Raw genomic sequence first — 15,688 nt, forward strand, 5'->3', positions numbered from 1 at the left:
GGTTTTTTTATGGGCATGCCCTGGTTCAGGGCTCGCGCAGCGCCTGCAGGTCGTCTGCAGCAACCACGCGCGACGGGCGCGACGCCGACAGGCCGACAAACTCGGCCACCACCTGGCGGAACAGGTTGCGCGCCCATACCAGCATCGGATGGGTGTTGCGGCTGCGGTGCCAGAACATGTTCAGGCCGACCGTGGTATTGAGTTCAGCCGGCAGCGGGAACGCCTTCAGGCCGTAGGTTTCGCAGGCCATGTCCTTGGTCAGCGCATTGACAGTGAAGATCATGTCGGTCTGCGCGGCCATCTCGGCCTGCGCCCGCCACGAATGCACCGTCAGCGTCGCATTGCGCTTGAGGCCGCGCTGCTGCAGCGCGTAGTCGAGCGGGATCAGCGACGGCGCCGGGCGGCCCGCGCCGCCGGAATGCGCCATGAAGATATGGCCGCAGTCCAGGTATTGCTCGAGCGTGCAGTGGTTCTTCAGCACCGGGTGGTTCTTGCGCGCGCACACCCACAGGTTCAGCGACGTCACCATTTCCTCGACGATTTCCGGATGCCGGGTCGGGAACGGGGAAAACGCCAGGTCCAGCTCATTGGCGCGCATCGAGGCCACGTCGGCTTCCCAGGAATGGGACTCGACCAGCTTGATATGCAGGTCCGGCGCCAGCTGCTTGATGCGCAGCACGAAGCGGTTGAACACCGTGTCGCCCAGCTCGGCGGCAAAGCCGATGCTCAGCGTGCCGGTGGCCACCGCGGGATCGAAATTATCGGCGTCGCCTTCGTTGATCGACGACCACAGGTCCAGCATGTCGCGGATCTTGGGGCCCAGCTCCAGCGCGCGGGGGGTGGGCGTCAGGCCGTGGGGAACGCGGATGAAGAGCGGATCATCAAAAATCTCGCGCAACCGGCCCAGCGAATGCGATACCGCCGGCGCGGTCATGTGCATCTTCTCCGCGACGTAGGTGGCGTTTCGCTTACTCAGCAGCTCGGTGAAGATCACTAAAAGCTTTGTGTCTACGTTCACCATGATCAGGCCCAGGTCAGATTTTTCTTAGCAAAGATGGCCCCACCACTTGCACTGGCTGCACATCAGAGTTCAACGGCATCTTGATAGTGTAAGAGGAAAAAACAAGCTCGGAAAGCAAATTCGGCATTTTCGGAGCGCCAAACCTTGTCACATTTCTGAAAAATGAGGTCATTTTTATGAAGTTGGTCTCATATACGCATACTTTCCGTGCCGCAGCAGAGCCTTGGGCATCGGCGTATATTGGGGGTCACCATCCCATTTTTGTCATTCTTTTCCCAGGCCGCGAACGCGTCCGCCATCATGCCTGACTCCCGCACCGACCATTACCGCCTTCCTGTCGAACTGCCCAAGGCCTACCGGCTGCTCAACCATGGCCCGACCGTGCTGGTCAGCGCGGCCGCGGGCGGCAAGCGCAACATCATGGCCGCCGCGTGGGCAATGCCGCTGGATTTCGCGCCGCCCAAGGTTGCGGTGGTGCTGGACAAGAGCACCTGGACCCGGCGCCTGCTGGAAGATAGCGGCGAATTCGTGCTGCAGGTGCCCACCGTCAGCCAGGTCGACCTGACCGAAGCGCTTGGCTCCAGCTCCGGGCTGGCCCTGCTGGAGCAGCAAGGGATCGACAAGTTCGATGCCTACGGGCTGGGCACCTTTGCCGGCACCGTCGTCGGCGCGCCGCTGCTGGAAGGCAGCGCGGCCTGGCTCGAATGCAGGCTGCTGCCGGAACCGGCAACGCAGCAGACCTATGACCTGTTCCTCGGTGAGGTGGTAGCCGCGCATGCGGATTCGCGCGTGTTCAGCAACGGGCGCTGGCATTTCGAGGGCCACGACGCGCTGCGTACGATCCACCATGTCGCCGGCGGCCACTTCCTGGTGGACGGCGCGGCGGTCGACGCGCGCCCGCTGGCGCCGCGCGAGGGCGCCTGAACGGCCATCGCGCCCAATAAAAAACGCGCCCGAAGGCGCGTTTTTTATTGGCTGCAAGGACAGCCGGATTACTTGGCCACCACGCGGGCCATTTCCAGGCACTTGTTCGAGTAGCCCCACTCGTTGTCATACCAGCTCACGACCTTGATGAAGGTGCCGTCCAGCGCGATGCCGGCTTCGGCGTCGAAGATCGAGGTGCGGGCATCGCCGCGGAAGTCGGTGGCGACAACCTTGTCTTCGGTGTAGCCCAGCACGCCCTTGAGCGCGCCCTGGCTCTGGGCCTTCATCTCGGCGCAGATTTCCTCGTACGAAGCCGACTTTTCCAGCTCGACTGTCAGGTCGACCACCGACACGTCGGAGGTCGGCACGCGGAACGACATGCCGGTCAGCTTCTTGTTTAGCTGCGGGATCACCACGCCCACGGCCTTGGCGGCGCCGGTCGACGACGGGATGATGTTTTCCAGGATGCCGCGGCCGCCGCGCCAGTCCTTGTTGGACGGGCCGTCAACGGTCTTCTGGGTGGCGGTGGCAGCGTGCACGGTGGTCATCAGGCCGCGCTTGATGCCCCACTTGTCGTTCAGCACCTTGGCCACCGGTGCCAGGCAGTTGGTGGTGCAGCTCGCGTTGGAGATGATCGCTTCGCCCTTGTACGTTTCGTGGTTCACGCCGTACACGAACATCGGGGTGTCGTCCTTCGACGGGGCCGACATGATCACCTTCTTGGCGCCCGCATCGATGTGCTTCTGCGCGCCTTCCTTGGTCAGGAAGATGCCGGTCGACTCGATCACCACGTCGGCGCCGACTTCACCCCACTTCAGCTCGGCCGGATCCTTGACCGCGGTCAGGCGGATCTTCTTGCCGTTGACGACCAGGGTGTTGCCGTCGACCGACACTTCGCCGTCAAAGCGGCCGTGCACCGAGTCGTACTTCAGCATGTAGGCTAGGTAGTCGGGCTCGAGCAGGTCGTTGATGGCAACGACTTCGATGTCCTTGAAGTTGGCGGCGGCGGCGCGGAACACCATGCGCCCGATGCGGCCGAAGCCGTTGATGCCGATCTTGATGGTCATGACTGTCTCTCCTGAGGATCGATGAAAACCGGTGGGCGCCGCTGCTGCCGCGCGGCGCACCGCGCGGTTGCAGCGCCCGGATGCTTAGATAAGGGTGTCTTTCACCGTACGCACGACGTTGTCGACGGTGAAGCCGAAGTGCTTGAACAGCACGCCGGCCGGGGCCGATTCGCCGAAGGTGTCGATGCCCACTACCGCTTGGACCTGGTACTTCCACCAGAAGTCCGTCACGCCCGCCTCGACCGCCACGCGCGGCACGCCGGCCGGCAGCACGCTGGCCTTGTAGGCGGTGTCCTGCTTGTCGAACACGGTGGTCGCCGGGATCGAGACCACGCGCACATGCACGCCTTCCGCTGCCAGCGCGTCTGCCGCGCCAACCGCCAGGCCCACTTCCGAGCCGGTCGCCATGATCACGGCGTCCGGACGGCCGGTGCTGGCGTTGACGCTGTCGCGCAGCACGTAGCCGCCGCGCGCGATATTGGCGCGGGTGGCGTCGTCGCGCTGCTGGAACGGCAGGTTCTGGCGGCTGAAGATCAGGCAGCTCGGGCCATTCTCGCGGCGGATCGCCTCGGCCCAGGCCACCGCGGTCTCGGTGGTGTCGGCGGTACGCCAGACGTCCATGTTGGGGATCAGGCGCAGGCTGGCGACATGCTCGATCGACTGGTGCGTCGGGCCGTCTTCGCCCAGGCCGATCGAATCATGGGTGAACACGAACAGCGAGCGGATCTTCATCAGCGCCGCCATGCGCAGCGCATTGCGGCTGTAGTCCGAGAAGGTCAGGAAGGTCGCGCCGTAGGGGATGTAGCCGCCATGCAGCGTGATGCCGTTCATGATGGCGCTCATGCCGAACTCGCGCACGCCGTAGTTGATGTGGTTGCCCCAGGCGTCCACGCGCACGGCCTTGCTGCCCGACCAGTTGGTCAGGTTCGAGCCGGTCAGGTCGGCCGAGCCGCCGAGGAACTCGGGCAGCACCGGGCCGAAGGCTTCGATGGTGTTCTGGCTGGCCTTGCGGGTGGCGATGGTCTCGGCCTTTTCCTCGCACTTGGCGATGAAAGCCTCGACGGCGGCGTCGAACGAACCTGGCAGCTCGCCCTTCATGCGGCGGGTGAATTCGCCGGCTTCATACGGGTGGCGCTCGGCGTACGCGTCGAACAGCGCGGTCCAGGCACGCTCCAGCGCCTGGCCGTTGGCCTTGGCGTCCCAGGCGTCATAGACGTCGGCCGGCACTTCGAACGGGGCATGGGCCCAGCCCAGCGCCTCGCGCGTGGCCAGCACTTCGGCGCCGCCCAGCGGCGCGCCGTGCACGTCGTGGCCGCCTTCCTTGTTGGGCGCGCCCTTGCCGATCTTGGTGCGGCAGCAGATCAGGGTCGGCTTGTCGCTGGCCTTGGCCTGCGAGATCGCCAGGTCGACGGCGGTAACGTCATGGCCGTCGATGCCGCGGATCACCTTCCAGCCGTAGGCTTCGAAGCGCTTCGGGGTGTCGTCGTTGAACCAGTGCACGACGTCGCCGTCGATCGAGATGCCGTTGTCGTCCCACAGCGCAATCAGCTTATTAAGCTTCAGCGTGCCGGCCAGCGAACAAGCCTCGTGCGAGATGCCTTCCATCAGGCAGCCATCGCCCAGGAAGACGTAGGTGTGGTGGTTGACGATATCGAAACCGGGGCGGTTGAATTCTTCGCCCAGCAGGCGTTCGGCCAGCGCCATGCCGACCGCGTTGGTGATGCCCTGGCCGAGCGGGCCGGTGGTGGTCTCCACGCCCGGGGTGATGCCGTATTCCGGGTGGCCGGCGGTCTTGCTGTGCAGCTGGCGGAAGTTCTTCAGCTCTTCGACCGGCAGGTCATAGCCGCTCAGGTGCAGCAGCGAATAGATCAGCATCGAGCCGTGGCCGTTCGACAGCACGAAGCGGTCGCGGTCGGCCCAGTGCGGGTTGGCCGGGTTGTGCTTCAGGTGCCGGCCCCACAGCGCCACGGCGATATCCGCCATGCCCATCGGCGCACCGGGGTGGCCGGAATTGGCCTGCTGGACGGCGTCCATGGCAAGCACGCGGATGGCATCGGCCATCAGCTTGGCGGGCTGGGAAGCGAAGGGACTCGTGGCGGGATGGGCTAGGGCGGACATTCGTGCGGTCTTGGACGTGAGCTTGGACGCGGGCGGGCGTGAGCCTGTCGGCGGGAAAACCGCAATTTTAACAGAAGCTAAGGGGTTTTCCGGACTCCCGGACACCGGCAGCGGGCATGGCTCGGGGATCACCCGGGTGGCTGTGCACGTAGCGCTGCGCCGACTTCGACAGCGCACCGCCACGCGCGTAAGATGCACACTCGCACCGCGCGGGCCGGCTCGGCAACAGACGAGTGACAGACCGCGCCGGGTTTCCCGCAGACAGGAGACGATCATGAGCAGACCGGCCAACACCCCCTGGCTCACCCCCTACCTGACCGTCGCCAACGGGCGCGCCGCACTGGACTTCTACAGCCGCGCCTTCGGCTTTGCCGCCGGCAACGTGGTCGATGAAAACGGCGTGCCGACCCATGCCGAAATGCACTACCAGGGCGACCTGGTGGTGATGTTCGCACCCGAAGGCGCCTGGGGCAGCACCGCCCGCACGCCCCGCTCGCTGGGCGTGGAATGCCCGCAAACCTTCTATGTCTACTGCGACGATGTCGACGCGATGCACCAGCGCGCGGTCGACGCCGGCGCCGTCAGCCTGATGGCCCCCGCCGACCAGTTCTGGGGCGACCGCTACTGCATGGTCGAGGACCCGGACGGGTACCGCTGGGGCTTCGGCAAGCCGCTCGATCCGAACGGGGGCAAGGCAAGCTGATGGCTCCGCGTTTCTTTGTCGGCGGCACGGACACGGTCCTGGCCGCCGAAGCCGAATTTCCGCTGCCCGAACCGGTGGTACGCCACGCCCAGGTGCTGCGCCTGGCGCCCGGTGACGCCATCACGCTGTTCGACGGTCGCGGCGGCAGCCACGCCGCCACCCTGCTTGAACTGGGCAAGCGCCATGCGCTGGCGCGCATCGGCGCGCACGACGCGGCCGAGGCCGAGCTGCCCTTCCGCGTCACGCTGGCGCAAGGGCTGGCCGGCGGCGACAAGATGGACTGGCTGATCGAGAAAGCGGTAGAACTCGGTGTCGCCGCGATCCAGCCCCTGCAGGCCAACCGCTCGGTGGTGCGCCTCGCCGGTGACCGCGCGCACAAGCGCCAGGCGCACTGGCAGGCGCTGGTGCAGGCCGCCTGCGAACAATGCGGGCGCAATCGCTTGCCGGCAGTGGCCCCGGTCGCTAACTTTGAGACGTGGCTGGCGCAGTCAGGCAGCGGCGCCGGTGCACGGCTGCTGGTATCGCCGCGGGCCGAGCAGTCGCTGCCGGCCTATATTGCCGAGCACCGCGACGCCCTGCTCGCCGATGGCGTCACGCTGCTGATCGGACCGGAAGGCGGGCTGTCGCCCGATGAAGAACAAGCGGCGCGGCAAGCCGGCTTCACCGGCGTGTCGCTCGGCCCGCGCATCCTGCGCACAGAGACCGCCGGGCTGGCCTGCCTTTCCACGCTCAACGCCTTGCTTGGCGGATTCTGACGGCGGCGGCCATCCGGCCAGCGCCAACCTTGACTGAAGGAGTCGACCATGGGACTACTCGATAGCGTGCTGGGCGGCGTGCTCGGACAACTGGGCAATGCCCGCGGCGAAGAAGGCAGCGCCGGCGGGCTCAATCCGAAGCTGATGATGGCGCTCGGCCTGCTGGCAATGCTGGCCATGCGCAACCGCAGCCAGGAAAGCGGCTCCGCAGCGCCGGTCGACGATGGGCTCGGTGGACTGGGCAGCCTTGGCGGGCTGCTGGGCGGCATGATCGGCGGCAATGCCAGCGCGCCCGGCGCCACCGGCGGGCTCGACCTTGGCTCCCTGCTCGGCGGGCTGCTTGGCGGCCAGGGTGGCGCCCCGGCCAACAGCCAGGCGCTGGGCGCTGCCGCAGGCGGCATCGGCGCGCTGCAGCAGATCCTGGCGCAGGCGGGGCTGGGCGAGCAGGTGGATTCGTGGATCGGCACCGGCGCCAACCAGCCGGTCACGCCTTCGGCGCTGAGCGACGCGCTGGGCGGGACCGGGGCGCTGGACTCGCTGGCACAGTCGACCGGGATGTCGCAGGAGGACGTGGCAGCGCAACTGAGCGAGGGCCTGCCCGAGCTGATCGACCGGCTGACGCCGCACGGGCATGTCCCTGCGCAGGAGTGAGGCCGGCACGCGCCGCGCGCATACAAGCAAAAAGCCCGCAATTGCGGGCTTTTTGCTTGTATGGAACGGTACCGGCGCTCAGGCGAACGAGTAGAACACCCGGAACTGCACCTTACGCTCGCCCCAGAACTCGGCGGCATCGCGAAACACGTCGAGCAGCACCTCGCGCCCTTCCTTGTCGAACTTCTGCGCAATCGGCAGGCCTTCCAGAACGATGACAAAGCCCGGCTGCGGGCCAGCCTTGTAGATCAGGTCGGTCAGGCAGTCCGCCAGCGCATCGAAGTTCTTGCCGAAATGCTTGGGAAAGATAAACGACGTTGCGATCGTTTCCAGAACCTCGGCCTTGCTGGCGCAATGCGCGCAGTTGGCATACAGGAAATGCTGGCCGAGATCGGCGGCCGCCTGGGCCAGCTCGGGCACGCGGAAGGCGCGGATCGACTGGACGATGTTCGGACGCACCGTCTTGAACAGGTTCATGGCCCCCTCGCTGGTGCCGTCAGCCCAGCCTGCACCGGCCGGCATGGCCACGGGCGCGTTCGCGGGCGGGAGTTTGTGCGTGAGCTCTTGGCGCTGCGGCATCGTCAGCACGTTGTCGTATAGGTTCTGGGCCTGCTGCTGGGCCCGCTGCCAGCCATCTCCGGCGCCGCGCTCTTCGCGGGCGGCAAGGGCGTCGCCCAATCCGAAAATGTCAGTCATCATTTGAGTATCCGTTTGAAGCTGTTGTAGTGGTCTTCCGTGTAGTAACAATCGTTGGCAGCGCGCTGTTCCCCGCCGCATACGATCCGCCTGGCTCCCCGGTTCCGGCTTCTGGCGCTCTTTACCGTGTACTCGCGGTAGTAGCCGCGTTCTTTTTGCGGCAGCAGGCGTTCGTAGTTGCCGAACCTGGTTCCGTCCTTGTCATACGGAAACGGGCCGCCGGCTTCGATGCGCTCCAGGGTCTGCCGTGCTTCGTTGGGCAACTGCTGCACCGCAATGGTTCCCATGCCTTCGGTCTGCGCCTGGCGCGCCAGCGCGGGCTGCGCCAGGGCCAGCACCAACGCCGCGCCGGTCATCGACCGGGCCAGCATCCGCGCTGCCTGCTGCATCAAGGGTACTTGGGAAACCACGTTGCTTGTCTAGGTTGAACCGGAAATCGAGCCTGCCGCTGTTTGGGTAGACGATCTGTCCGGGCCACCCTGGCCGGCAAACCTTGCGCGCCTTTCAATTCACGCGCCGGATGCCAACCGCACCGGGGCGCTCATGGCGAGCGCCTGTATCAAAGGCGTAAGGTTACGCGCATGCACGCAATTAATCAATCCCGGCCCCGGCGCAGCGGGATTTCTTCAATTGTTTCAATATGTTAAGCGTATGTGTGCGCATACTAACCGTCACCGCCAAGCGACAAAAAAGCCGGGCGAACCCGGCTTTTCCGCAACCGCTGCAACGCAGCAGGCTTAACGCTTGGCAGCAGCGTCCACCACCACCAGCGAGGTCATGTTGACGATGCGGCGCACCGTCGCCGACGGCGTCAGGATATGCACCGGCGCCTTCACGCCCAGCAGGATCGGGCCGATCGCCACGTTGTTGCCCGCGGCAACCTTGAGCAGGTTGTACGAGATATTGGCGGCGTCGATGTTCGGGCACACCAGCAGGTTGGCTTCGCCCTGCAGCGTGCTGTCCGGCACCAGCCGGTCGCGCAGCTTCTGGTCGAGCGCGCTGTCGCCGTGCATTTCACCGTCGACTTCGAGTTCCGGCGCGCGCTCGCGCAGGATGGCGAGCGTATCGCGCATCTTGCGGGCCGAAGGCGCCTCGGACGTGCCGAAGTTCGAGTGCGACAGCAGGCCGACCTTGGGCTCGATACCGAAGCGCTTCAGTTCTTCGGCAGCCATCAGCGTGATCTCGGCCAGCTCCTCGGCGGTCGGGTCCACGTTGACGTGGGTGTCGACCAGGAAGATCTGGCGGCCCGGCAGCACCAGGCCGTTCATGGCCGCGTAGACCTTGCCGGTGCCGCCCAGCACCTGGTCGATGTAGCGCAGGTGCGCCGCGGTGGTGCTGACGGTGCCGCAGATCATGCCGTCGGCCTCGCCCTGCTTGACCAGCATGGCGCCGATCAGCGTGGTGCGGCGGCGCAGTTCCAGCTTGGCGTACTGGGGCGTGATGCCCTGGCGCGCCATCATGCGGTAATACGCGTCGGAGTAGTCGCGGAAGCGCTCGTCGTGCTCGGGATTGACCACAGTGAAGTCGACGCCGGCGCGCAGGCGCAGGCCGAAGCGCTCGATGCGGTGCTGCAGCACGGCCGGGCGGCCGATCAGGATCGGGTTGGCCAGCTTTTCATCGACGATCACCTGCACGGCGCGCAGCACGCGCTCTTCTTCGCCCTCGGCAAAGACGATGCGCTTCTTCTCCATCTCGACCTTGCGCGCGGCGGCGTAGATCGGCTTCATCAGCGTGCCGGAGTGGTACACGAACTGCTGCAGTTGCAGGCGGTAGGCGTCCATGTCCTCGATCGGACGGGCGGCCACGCCCGACTTCATCGCGGCTTCGGCCACGGCCGGCGCCACCTTGACGATCAGGCGCGGATCGAACGGCTTCGGGATCAGGTACTCGGGGCCGAACGACAGGTCCTGGATGCCATAGGCGCTGGCAACGATGTCGCTCTGCTCCTGGCGCGCCAGCTCGGCCAGCGCGTTGGCCGCGGCGATCTCCATCTCGCGCGTGATGGTGGTGGCGCCGCAGTCCAGCGCGCCACGGAAGATGAACGGGAAGCACAGGACGTTGTTGACCTGGTTCGGGTAGTCGGTGCGGCCGGTGGCCATCACGGCGTCCGGGCGGACTTCCTTGACCAGCTCGGGCGCGATTTCCGGGTTCGGGTTGGCCAGCGCCAGCACCAGCGGCTTGTCGGCCATGCGCTGGACCATGTCCTGCTTGAGCACGCCCGCGGCGGACAGGCCCAGGAAGATGTCGGCGCCGTCGATGACCTCACCCAGCTTGCGCTTGTCGGTTTTCTGCGAGAAACGGGCCTTTTCCGGATCCATCAGCTCGGTACGGCCTTCATAGACCACGCCGGCCAGGTCGGTCACCCAGATGTTCTCGATGGGCAGGCCGATGTCGACCAGCAGGTCCAGGCAGGCCAGCGCGGCGGCGCCGGCGCCCGAGGCGACCAGCTTGACCTTGCTGATGTCCTTGCCGACCACCTTCAGGCCGTTGATCACGGCCGCGGCCACCACGATTGCGGTGCCGTGCTGGTCGTCGTGGAAGACGGGAATCTTCATCTTCTCGCGCAGCTTGCGCTCGACGTAGAAGCACTCCGGTGCCTTGATGTCTTCCAGGTTGATGCCGCCGAAGGTGGGCTCCAGCGCGGCGATGATCTGGACCAGCTTTTCCGGGTCCTTCTCGTCGATTTCGATATCGAACACGTCGATACCGGCAAACTTCTTGAACAGGCCGCCCTTGCCTTCCATCACGGGCTTGGAGGCCGCGGCGCCGATGTCGCCCAGGCCGAGCACGGCGGTGCCGTTGGTGATCACCGCGACGAGGTTGCCGCGCGCGGTATAGCGGAAGGAATTGGCCTGGTCGACCACGATCTCTTCACAGGCCGCGGCCACGCCCGGCGAGTAGGCCAGTGCCAGGTCGCGCTGGTTCGACAGCGGCTTGGTCGGGGTGACGGAAATCTTGCCGGGGGTCGGAAACTCGTGGTACTCGAGCGCCGCTTTGCGCAGCGCCTCACGCTGCTGCTGTTTCAGATCGTCTTGGGACGGGGACTGCTGAGGGCTGGTCATCGGCGCATTTTCCAATCGGTGGAGCCGTCATTGACTGGCGGGGACGATCGGCGGACCGGCTCCACGTGTCCGCCCTTCTCTTCCTTTGGAACCCAGCATTTTATATAGTGAAATACTATTTCACAATAAGCCTTTTGCTTGGGGCACCTTTGCTATTCGGTACAATATGCCCCATCCAGCGGGGCAACACCAGCAAGCGTAGCGCCGCCCGGCGCATGGCTGGTGACTCGCTGCGGTCATGGCTGTCGTGCGCGGCAGTATCTTGCTGAAACGCTGCCGGCGCCGCATCCTGATGCGCCCTTCCGAGTCCTTCCGTCCCTCCGGTGCCTGCCGGCCGGGCAAACACCTGTCCACTGCCAGTTCGCCGCGATGTCCGACGCCCAGACCGCTCCCCTTTCAGAGTTCGACCTGATTCGCCGCTATTTCACGCGTCCGGTGCACAAAGCCGCACTCGGCGTGGGCGACGACTGCGCACTGATCGAAGGCCGCCCGGGCCATCACCTCGCCATCAGCACCGACATGCTGGTCAGCGGCCGCCATTTCTTTGCCGACGTGGCGCCACGCGCGCTGGGCCACAAGGCGCTGGCGGTCAACCTGTCCGACCTCGCCGCGATGGGGGCCGAGCCGCGCGCCTTCACGCTGGCGCTAGCCCTGCCCGAGGCCGACCCGGCATGGCTGGCCGAGCTGGCCGACGGCATGCTGGCCCTGGCCGACGCCCACGGCTGCGAGCTGGTCGGCGGCGACACCACGCGCGGTCCGCTGACGCTGTCGCTGACCGTGTTCGGCGATGTCCCGCACCGCGCGGCGCTGCGCCGCGACGCGGCACGCCCGGGCGACGATATCTGGATCTCCGGCACGCTTGGCGACGCGCGCCTCGCACTGGGCGACTGCCGTGGAGAATGGCTGCTGCCCGAGCCCGACTTCACCCAGGTACGCCCGCGCATGGACACGCCGACACCGCGCGTGGCACTGGGCATGGCCCTGCGCGGCGTAGCGCATGCAGCACTCGACATCTCCGACGGCCTGATCGGCGACCTTGGCCATATCCTGGCACGCTCGCAGGTGGGCGCGCTGGTCGATGTCGACGCCCTGCCGCGCTCGGCGGTGCTGGCCAGCCAGCCGGAGGCGATCCAGCGTGAATGCGTCTTGGCGGGCGGGGACGACTACGAGCTGTGCTTCACCGCCCCGGCGGGCAACCGCGATGCGCTCGCCGCAATCAGCGAACGGCTGGCGTTGCCGCTGACGCGAGTCGGTGCGATCACATCGGAGCCGGGCCTGCGCCTGGTCGACCATGCCGGCAACCCCACGCGCTACACCGGCGCCAGCTTCGACCACTTCGCCTCCTCCTGACACCGGGGCACAGGCGTGTCATGATGCCGGCATCGGCGCGCCGCGCGGGAACCGGAGTCCCGCCTTTTGCAGCACTGAAAGCAGCAGTTGCCGCAGCAAGCCGGCCATAACCATAAGCAGCATCCGCATCACACGAGCCAACCTTGATGTCCACCATCCCGTCCGGGGCCGCACCCCGCGATCCCGCCATGACCCTGGAAGCCGGCCAGACCGTCAAGGTCACGCGCCCGACGGCGCGCTTCATGCTGGCGCATCCGGCCCACCTGATCGCCTTCGGCTTCGGCTCGGGCCTGTCGCCGGTCAGCCCCGGCACGGTCGGCACGCTCTACGCGTGGCTGTCGTTCGTGGTGGTGTCGCTGTGGATCGAGCCGACCACCTGGCTATGGGTGGTAGGCGGCGGCTTCCTGCTGGGCCTTTGGGCCTGCGCCAAAACCGCGCGCGACATGGGCGTGCATGACCATGGCAGCATGGTGTGGGACGAGATCATCGCGTTCTGGCTGGTGCTGGCCTTTGTCACGCCGACCGGATTCTGGGGGCAGTTCGCCGCCTTCCTGTGGTTCCGGCTGTTCGATATCGCCAAGCCCGCGCCGATTGGCTACTACGACCGCACGCTCAAGGGCCCCGGCCTGCGCGGCGGCTTCGGCGTGATGTTCGACGACATCTTCGCGGCCTTCTACACGCTGCTGGTGTTCGCGCTGTGGCGCTCGTTCTGAGTCCCGCCCCTTCCAACAAACCCCAAATCCATCATGTCAGTCAGCCGCCTGCTCGACCAGCTTGCCGTCCAGTCCGGCGTCGCCCTTGCCGATAAATCCCTGATGCTGGCCACCGCCGAGTCCTGTACCGGCGGACTGGTCGCCGCCGCCATCACCGATGTCTCGGGCTCTTCAGGCTGGTTCGAGCGCGGCTTCGTCACCTATTCCAACGAAGCCAAGTCCACTATGCTGGGCGTGCCGGCCAAGCTGATCCGCGACCACGGTGCCGTCAGCGAAGAGGTCGCGCGCGCGATGGCGGAAGGGGCGCTGCTGAACAGCCGCGCGCAGGTCTCGCTGGCGATCACCGGCGTGGCCGGCCCCAACGGCGGCACGCCGGAGAAACCGGTGGGCATGGTGTGCTTTGGCTGGAGCAACCGCATCACCACCATCGTGGAAACCCAGCGCTTTCCCGGCGACCGGGCGCAGATCCGGCGCCAGGCGGCGGAGCACGCGATGCGGGGGTTGCTGGAGTTGCTGCGCAATGAGGCCTGAGGGCTCCTGCCGTCCCAGGGTGCCCAACCGCAGCCCACACTGCAGCCCAACAAAAAACCGCGCCAGCTGGCGCGGTTTTTTTTAACCTTCCGCATGCGGCAGTCAGCCGTGGCGGTAGCGATTGATGGTCTCCCGCGTCTGCAGCGCCACGTTGCGCGCCGCCGCCGCGAAATCCTTCTCGCGGCTGGCGTACAGGATCGCGCGCGACGAGTTGATCATCATGCCGGTGCCATCCGCGGTACGCCCGGCCTTGACCGTTGCTTCGATATCGCCCCCCTGCGCGCCGATGCCGGGGATCAGCAGCGGCATGTCGCCGACGATCTGGCGCACGCGCGCGATCTCGTTGGGGAAGGTGGCGCCCACCACCAGGCCCATCTGGCCGGTGGTGTTCCAGCGCTCGCGCGCGGCCTCGGCCACCAGCTGGTACAGCGGCTTGCCCTCGACCTGCAGGAACTGCACGTCCGAGCCGCCGGGGTTGGAAGTGCGGCACAGCACGATCACCCCGCGGTCCGGGTAGGCCAGGTACGGCTGCATCGAATCGAAGCCCATGTACGGGCTGACCGTGACTGCGTCGGCGCGGTAGCGCTCGAATGCTTCCAGCGCATAGTGCTCGGCGGTCGAGCCGATATCGCCGCGCTTGGCGTCCAGGATCACCGGGATGCCGGGGTGGGCGTCGTGGATGTAGTGGATCAGCTGCTCGAGCTGGTCTTCGGCGCGCTGCGAATGGAAATACGCGATCTGCGGCTTGAAGGCGCAAACCAGGTCGGCGGTGGCATCGACGATCTCGCGGCAGAACGAGAAGATGGCGCCGCCCGTGCCGGTCAGCGACAGCGGCAGCTTCTGCGGATCAGGGTCGAGCCCGACGCACAGAAGGGAATCGTTGCGCTGCCAGGCGGCAGCAAGCTGCTCGGTGAAAGTCATGGGATGCTCGAAATTTCCTGGTGGCGCCGGCGCCTCATGGGACATCCAAGTCCCAGGCCGGCACGGTTGGCCGCAGCGGCGTGAAAACCTTTCATCCCTGCAGCATATGTCGTTTCCGGCAATTTTACCCGCTGCGTGCTATCGTTTTGCGCTTCCTCTCAAAACAAAGAGCGGCATCGCGCACAGCCGCCATCCTGCAGTCATGTCTCTCGATCGCCGCGGTATTTTCCTGCTTGTCGTGCTGACCCTCGCCTGGGGCATCAACTGGCCCATCATGAAGGTCGGGGTTGCGCATTTTCCGCCGATGGGCTTCCGCCTGCTGTGCATGGCCGGCGGCGTGGTCGCGCTGGGCCTGGCGCTGCGCCTGCGCGGCGATTCGCTGGCGGTGCCGCGGCGCGAATGGGGCACGGTGTTCCGCCTTGCCCTGCCCAACATGGTGGTGTGGCACCTGTTCGCCATCTGCGCGGTCAAGATGCTGTCGTCGGGACGTGCCGCCATCCTCGGCTACACCATGCCGATCTGGGCCGTGGTGTGGGGCCTGGTCTTCTTCCGCGAACGCATCGGCGGCTGGGCCTGGATTGGCATCGGCTGCGCGCTGGCGGGCACGGTGCTGCTGCTGTCGGGCGAAATCAGCGCGCTGACCGGCAGCCCTGCCGGCACGCTGCTGATGCTGCTGGCCGCGGCTGGCTGGGGCTTCGGCACCCAGTTGATGAAGCGCACCCAGACTGACGTGCCGATCGGCGCCATGACCTTCTGGATGCTGCTGGCAACCGTGCCCTTCCTGCTCGCCGGCACGCTGCTGCTGGAGCACGGGTGGCGCATGCCGACCGCCGTCGAATGGGGTGCGATCGCCTACAACGCGGTGGTGGTCTTCGCCTTCTGCCACCTGGTCTGGTTCGGGCTGGCGCGCAGCCTGCCGCCGGTGGTGTCGAGCCTGTCGATCATGTTCATCCCGGTGGTCGGCGTCTTCTCGGGCATGTGGCTGCTGGGCGAGCTGCCGCACTGGCAGGACTACGCCGCCATCGTGCTGATGTTCATGGCCCTGTCCTCGGTGATGCTGGCGCCGCTGTTGTGGCGCCGGCTGCGCGGTGCCATGGGCTGAGCCCGCCTGGGGGGCGGAGCACAACGGCCACGCCGCCTGCCGCGCCGACTTCGCGGAGATTTCACTTAACAAGC

The 15,688-nt window shown here is 66.4% G+C and carries 15 protein-coding genes; 8 read left to right on the top strand and 7 right to left on the bottom strand.

Translation table 11 applies throughout. The annotated features are described in order from the left end of the window. Positions 1-25 precede the first annotated feature (25 nt). Positions 26-1,021 (bottom strand): LysR family transcriptional regulator, encoded by a 996-nt coding sequence (locus tag E1J61_RS00925; protein WP_133092312.1) that lies wholly within the window; start codon positions 1,019-1,021, stop codon positions 26-28. 300 nt (positions 1,022-1,321) lie between these two features. On the opposite strand from E1J61_RS00925, the gene E1J61_RS00935 reads away from it, so the two are divergent. Next, complete coding sequence (locus E1J61_RS00935) at positions 1,322-1,945, top strand: flavin reductase family protein (RefSeq protein ID WP_133092313.1); 624 nt, start codon at positions 1,322-1,324, stop codon at positions 1,943-1,945. Between the two features lie 68 nt (positions 1,946-2,013). Here the strand turns inward: E1J61_RS00935 and gap are convergent, their stop codons facing one another. Then, positions 2,014-3,012, bottom strand: a complete 999-nt coding sequence (gene gap / locus E1J61_RS00940; RefSeq protein WP_011298986.1) for a type I glyceraldehyde-3-phosphate dehydrogenase — start codon at positions 3,010-3,012, stop codon at positions 2,014-2,016. A gap of 84 nt (positions 3,013-3,096) precedes the next feature. Then, the gene (gene tkt, locus E1J61_RS00945) at positions 3,097-5,130 is read right to left on the bottom strand and encodes a transketolase (protein WP_207951163.1); all 2,034 of its coding nucleotides are present in this window, start codon (positions 5,128-5,130) and stop codon (positions 3,097-3,099) included. Positions 5,131-5,404: 274 nt separating this feature from the next. Here tkt and E1J61_RS00950 point away from each other — a divergent pair, with 274 nt between their 5' ends. Genes E1J61_RS00950 through E1J61_RS00960 form a run of 3 tightly spaced genes read left to right on the top strand, consistent with a single transcriptional unit; the run spans position 5,405 to position 7,239 of the window. Beyond that, on the top strand, positions 5,405-5,833 hold the full coding sequence (locus E1J61_RS00950; RefSeq protein WP_133092314.1) for a glyoxalase/bleomycin resistance/extradiol dioxygenase family protein: 429 nt from the start codon (positions 5,405-5,407) through the stop codon (positions 5,831-5,833). Beyond that, positions 5,833-6,588, top strand: a complete 756-nt coding sequence (locus E1J61_RS00955; RefSeq protein WP_133092315.1) for a 16S rRNA (uracil(1498)-N(3))-methyltransferase — start codon at positions 5,833-5,835, stop codon at positions 6,586-6,588. Before E1J61_RS00950 ends, E1J61_RS00955 begins: the two co-directional genes overlap by 1 nt. Positions 6,589-6,636: 48 nt before the next feature. Beyond that, a complete protein-coding gene (locus E1J61_RS00960; protein WP_133092316.1) occupies positions 6,637-7,239 on the top strand; it encodes a YidB family protein in 603 nt (200 codons plus the stop codon). Positions 7,240-7,317: 78 nt separating this feature from the next. Here E1J61_RS00960 and E1J61_RS00965 read toward each other — a convergent pair whose 3' ends face one another. The 3 genes from E1J61_RS00965 to E1J61_RS00975 all read right to left on the bottom strand — a co-directional run bounded on the left by E1J61_RS00965 (position 7,318) and on the right by E1J61_RS00975 (position 10,997). Further along, positions 7,318-7,938: a barstar family protein gene (locus E1J61_RS00965; protein ID WP_029047850.1), complete on the bottom strand. Its 621-nt coding sequence runs from the start codon at positions 7,936-7,938 to the stop codon at positions 7,318-7,320. Beyond that, positions 7,935-8,306 (bottom strand): ribonuclease domain-containing protein, encoded by a 372-nt coding sequence (locus E1J61_RS00970; protein ID WP_133092385.1) that lies wholly within the window; start codon positions 8,304-8,306, stop codon positions 7,935-7,937. The genes E1J61_RS00965 and E1J61_RS00970 overlap by 4 nt, the downstream gene beginning before the upstream one ends. Positions 8,307-8,672: 366 nt before the next feature. Continuing rightward, positions 8,673-10,997, bottom strand: coding sequence for an NADP-dependent malic enzyme (locus E1J61_RS00975; RefSeq protein ID WP_133092317.1), 2,325 nt, complete (start codon positions 10,995-10,997; stop codon positions 8,673-8,675). A gap of 369 nt (positions 10,998-11,366) precedes the next feature. Between E1J61_RS00975 and thiL the strand changes: the two genes are divergently transcribed. The 3 genes from thiL to E1J61_RS00990 all read left to right on the top strand — a co-directional run bounded on the left by thiL (position 11,367) and on the right by E1J61_RS00990 (position 13,591). Continuing rightward, positions 11,367-12,347: a thiamine-phosphate kinase gene (gene thiL / locus E1J61_RS00980; RefSeq protein ID WP_133092318.1), complete on the top strand. Its 981-nt coding sequence runs from the start codon at positions 11,367-11,369 to the stop codon at positions 12,345-12,347. Between the two features lie 146 nt (positions 12,348-12,493). Further along, positions 12,494-13,060: a phosphatidylglycerophosphatase A gene (locus E1J61_RS00985; protein WP_133092319.1), complete on the top strand. Its 567-nt coding sequence runs from the start codon at positions 12,494-12,496 to the stop codon at positions 13,058-13,060. Between the two features lie 33 nt (positions 13,061-13,093). Next, on the top strand, positions 13,094-13,591 hold the full coding sequence (locus tag E1J61_RS00990) for a CinA family protein (RefSeq protein ID WP_133092320.1): 498 nt from the start codon (positions 13,094-13,096) through the stop codon (positions 13,589-13,591). A gap of 102 nt (positions 13,592-13,693) precedes the next feature. Here the strand turns inward: E1J61_RS00990 and pyrF are convergent, their stop codons facing one another. Next, positions 13,694-14,512: an orotidine-5'-phosphate decarboxylase gene (gene pyrF / locus E1J61_RS00995; RefSeq protein ID WP_133092321.1), complete on the bottom strand. Its 819-nt coding sequence runs from the start codon at positions 14,510-14,512 to the stop codon at positions 13,694-13,696. Between the two features lie 202 nt (positions 14,513-14,714). Between pyrF and E1J61_RS01000 the strand changes: the two genes are divergently transcribed. After that, a complete protein-coding gene (locus E1J61_RS01000) occupies positions 14,715-15,614 on the top strand; it encodes a DMT family transporter (protein ID WP_133092322.1) in 900 nt (299 codons plus the stop codon). Positions 15,615-15,688 lie beyond the last annotated feature (74 nt).

Origin of the sequence: Cupriavidus sp. L7L (assembly GCF_004353535.1) — a bacterium.
In the GTDB taxonomy this organism is placed as follows: Bacteria; Pseudomonadota; Gammaproteobacteria; order Burkholderiales; family Burkholderiaceae; genus Cupriavidus; species Cupriavidus oxalaticus_A.

What these genes read in the sequence shown, in the direction of transcription:
- E1J61_RS00925 (WP_133092312.1), bottom strand. Translation starts at nt 1,021, where the DNA reads ATGGTGAACGTAGACACAAAGCTTTTAGTGATCTTCACCGAGCTGCTG.
- E1J61_RS00935 (WP_133092313.1), top strand. Translation starts at nt 1,322, where the DNA reads ATGCCTGACTCCCGCACCGACCATTACCGCCTTCCTGTCGAACTGCCC.
- gap (WP_011298986.1), bottom strand. Translation starts at nt 3,012, where the DNA reads ATGACCATCAAGATCGGCATCAACGGCTTCGGCCGCATCGGGCGCATG.
- tkt (WP_207951163.1), bottom strand. Translation starts at nt 5,130, where the DNA reads ATGTCCGCCCTAGCCCATCCCGCCACGAGTCCCTTCGCTTCCCAGCCC.
- E1J61_RS00950 (WP_133092314.1), top strand. Translation starts at nt 5,405, where the DNA reads ATGAGCAGACCGGCCAACACCCCCTGGCTCACCCCCTACCTGACCGTC.
- E1J61_RS00955 (WP_133092315.1), top strand. Translation starts at nt 5,833, where the DNA reads ATGGCTCCGCGTTTCTTTGTCGGCGGCACGGACACGGTCCTGGCCGCC.
- E1J61_RS00960 (WP_133092316.1), top strand. Translation starts at nt 6,637, where the DNA reads ATGGGACTACTCGATAGCGTGCTGGGCGGCGTGCTCGGACAACTGGGC.
- E1J61_RS00965 (WP_029047850.1), bottom strand. Translation starts at nt 7,938, where the DNA reads ATGATGACTGACATTTTCGGATTGGGCGACGCCCTTGCCGCCCGCGAA.
- E1J61_RS00970 (WP_133092385.1), bottom strand. Translation starts at nt 8,306, where the DNA reads ATGCTGGCCCGGTCGATGACCGGCGCGGCGTTGGTGCTGGCCCTGGCG.
- E1J61_RS00975 (WP_133092317.1), bottom strand. Translation starts at nt 10,997, where the DNA reads ATGACCAGCCCTCAGCAGTCCCCGTCCCAAGACGATCTGAAACAGCAG.
- thiL (WP_133092318.1), top strand. Translation starts at nt 11,367, where the DNA reads ATGTCCGACGCCCAGACCGCTCCCCTTTCAGAGTTCGACCTGATTCGC.
- E1J61_RS00985 (WP_133092319.1), top strand. Translation starts at nt 12,494, where the DNA reads ATGTCCACCATCCCGTCCGGGGCCGCACCCCGCGATCCCGCCATGACC.
- E1J61_RS00990 (WP_133092320.1), top strand. Translation starts at nt 13,094, where the DNA reads ATGTCAGTCAGCCGCCTGCTCGACCAGCTTGCCGTCCAGTCCGGCGTC.
- pyrF (WP_133092321.1), bottom strand. Translation starts at nt 14,512, where the DNA reads ATGACTTTCACCGAGCAGCTTGCTGCCGCCTGGCAGCGCAACGATTCC.
- E1J61_RS01000 (WP_133092322.1), top strand. Translation starts at nt 14,715, where the DNA reads ATGTCTCTCGATCGCCGCGGTATTTTCCTGCTTGTCGTGCTGACCCTC.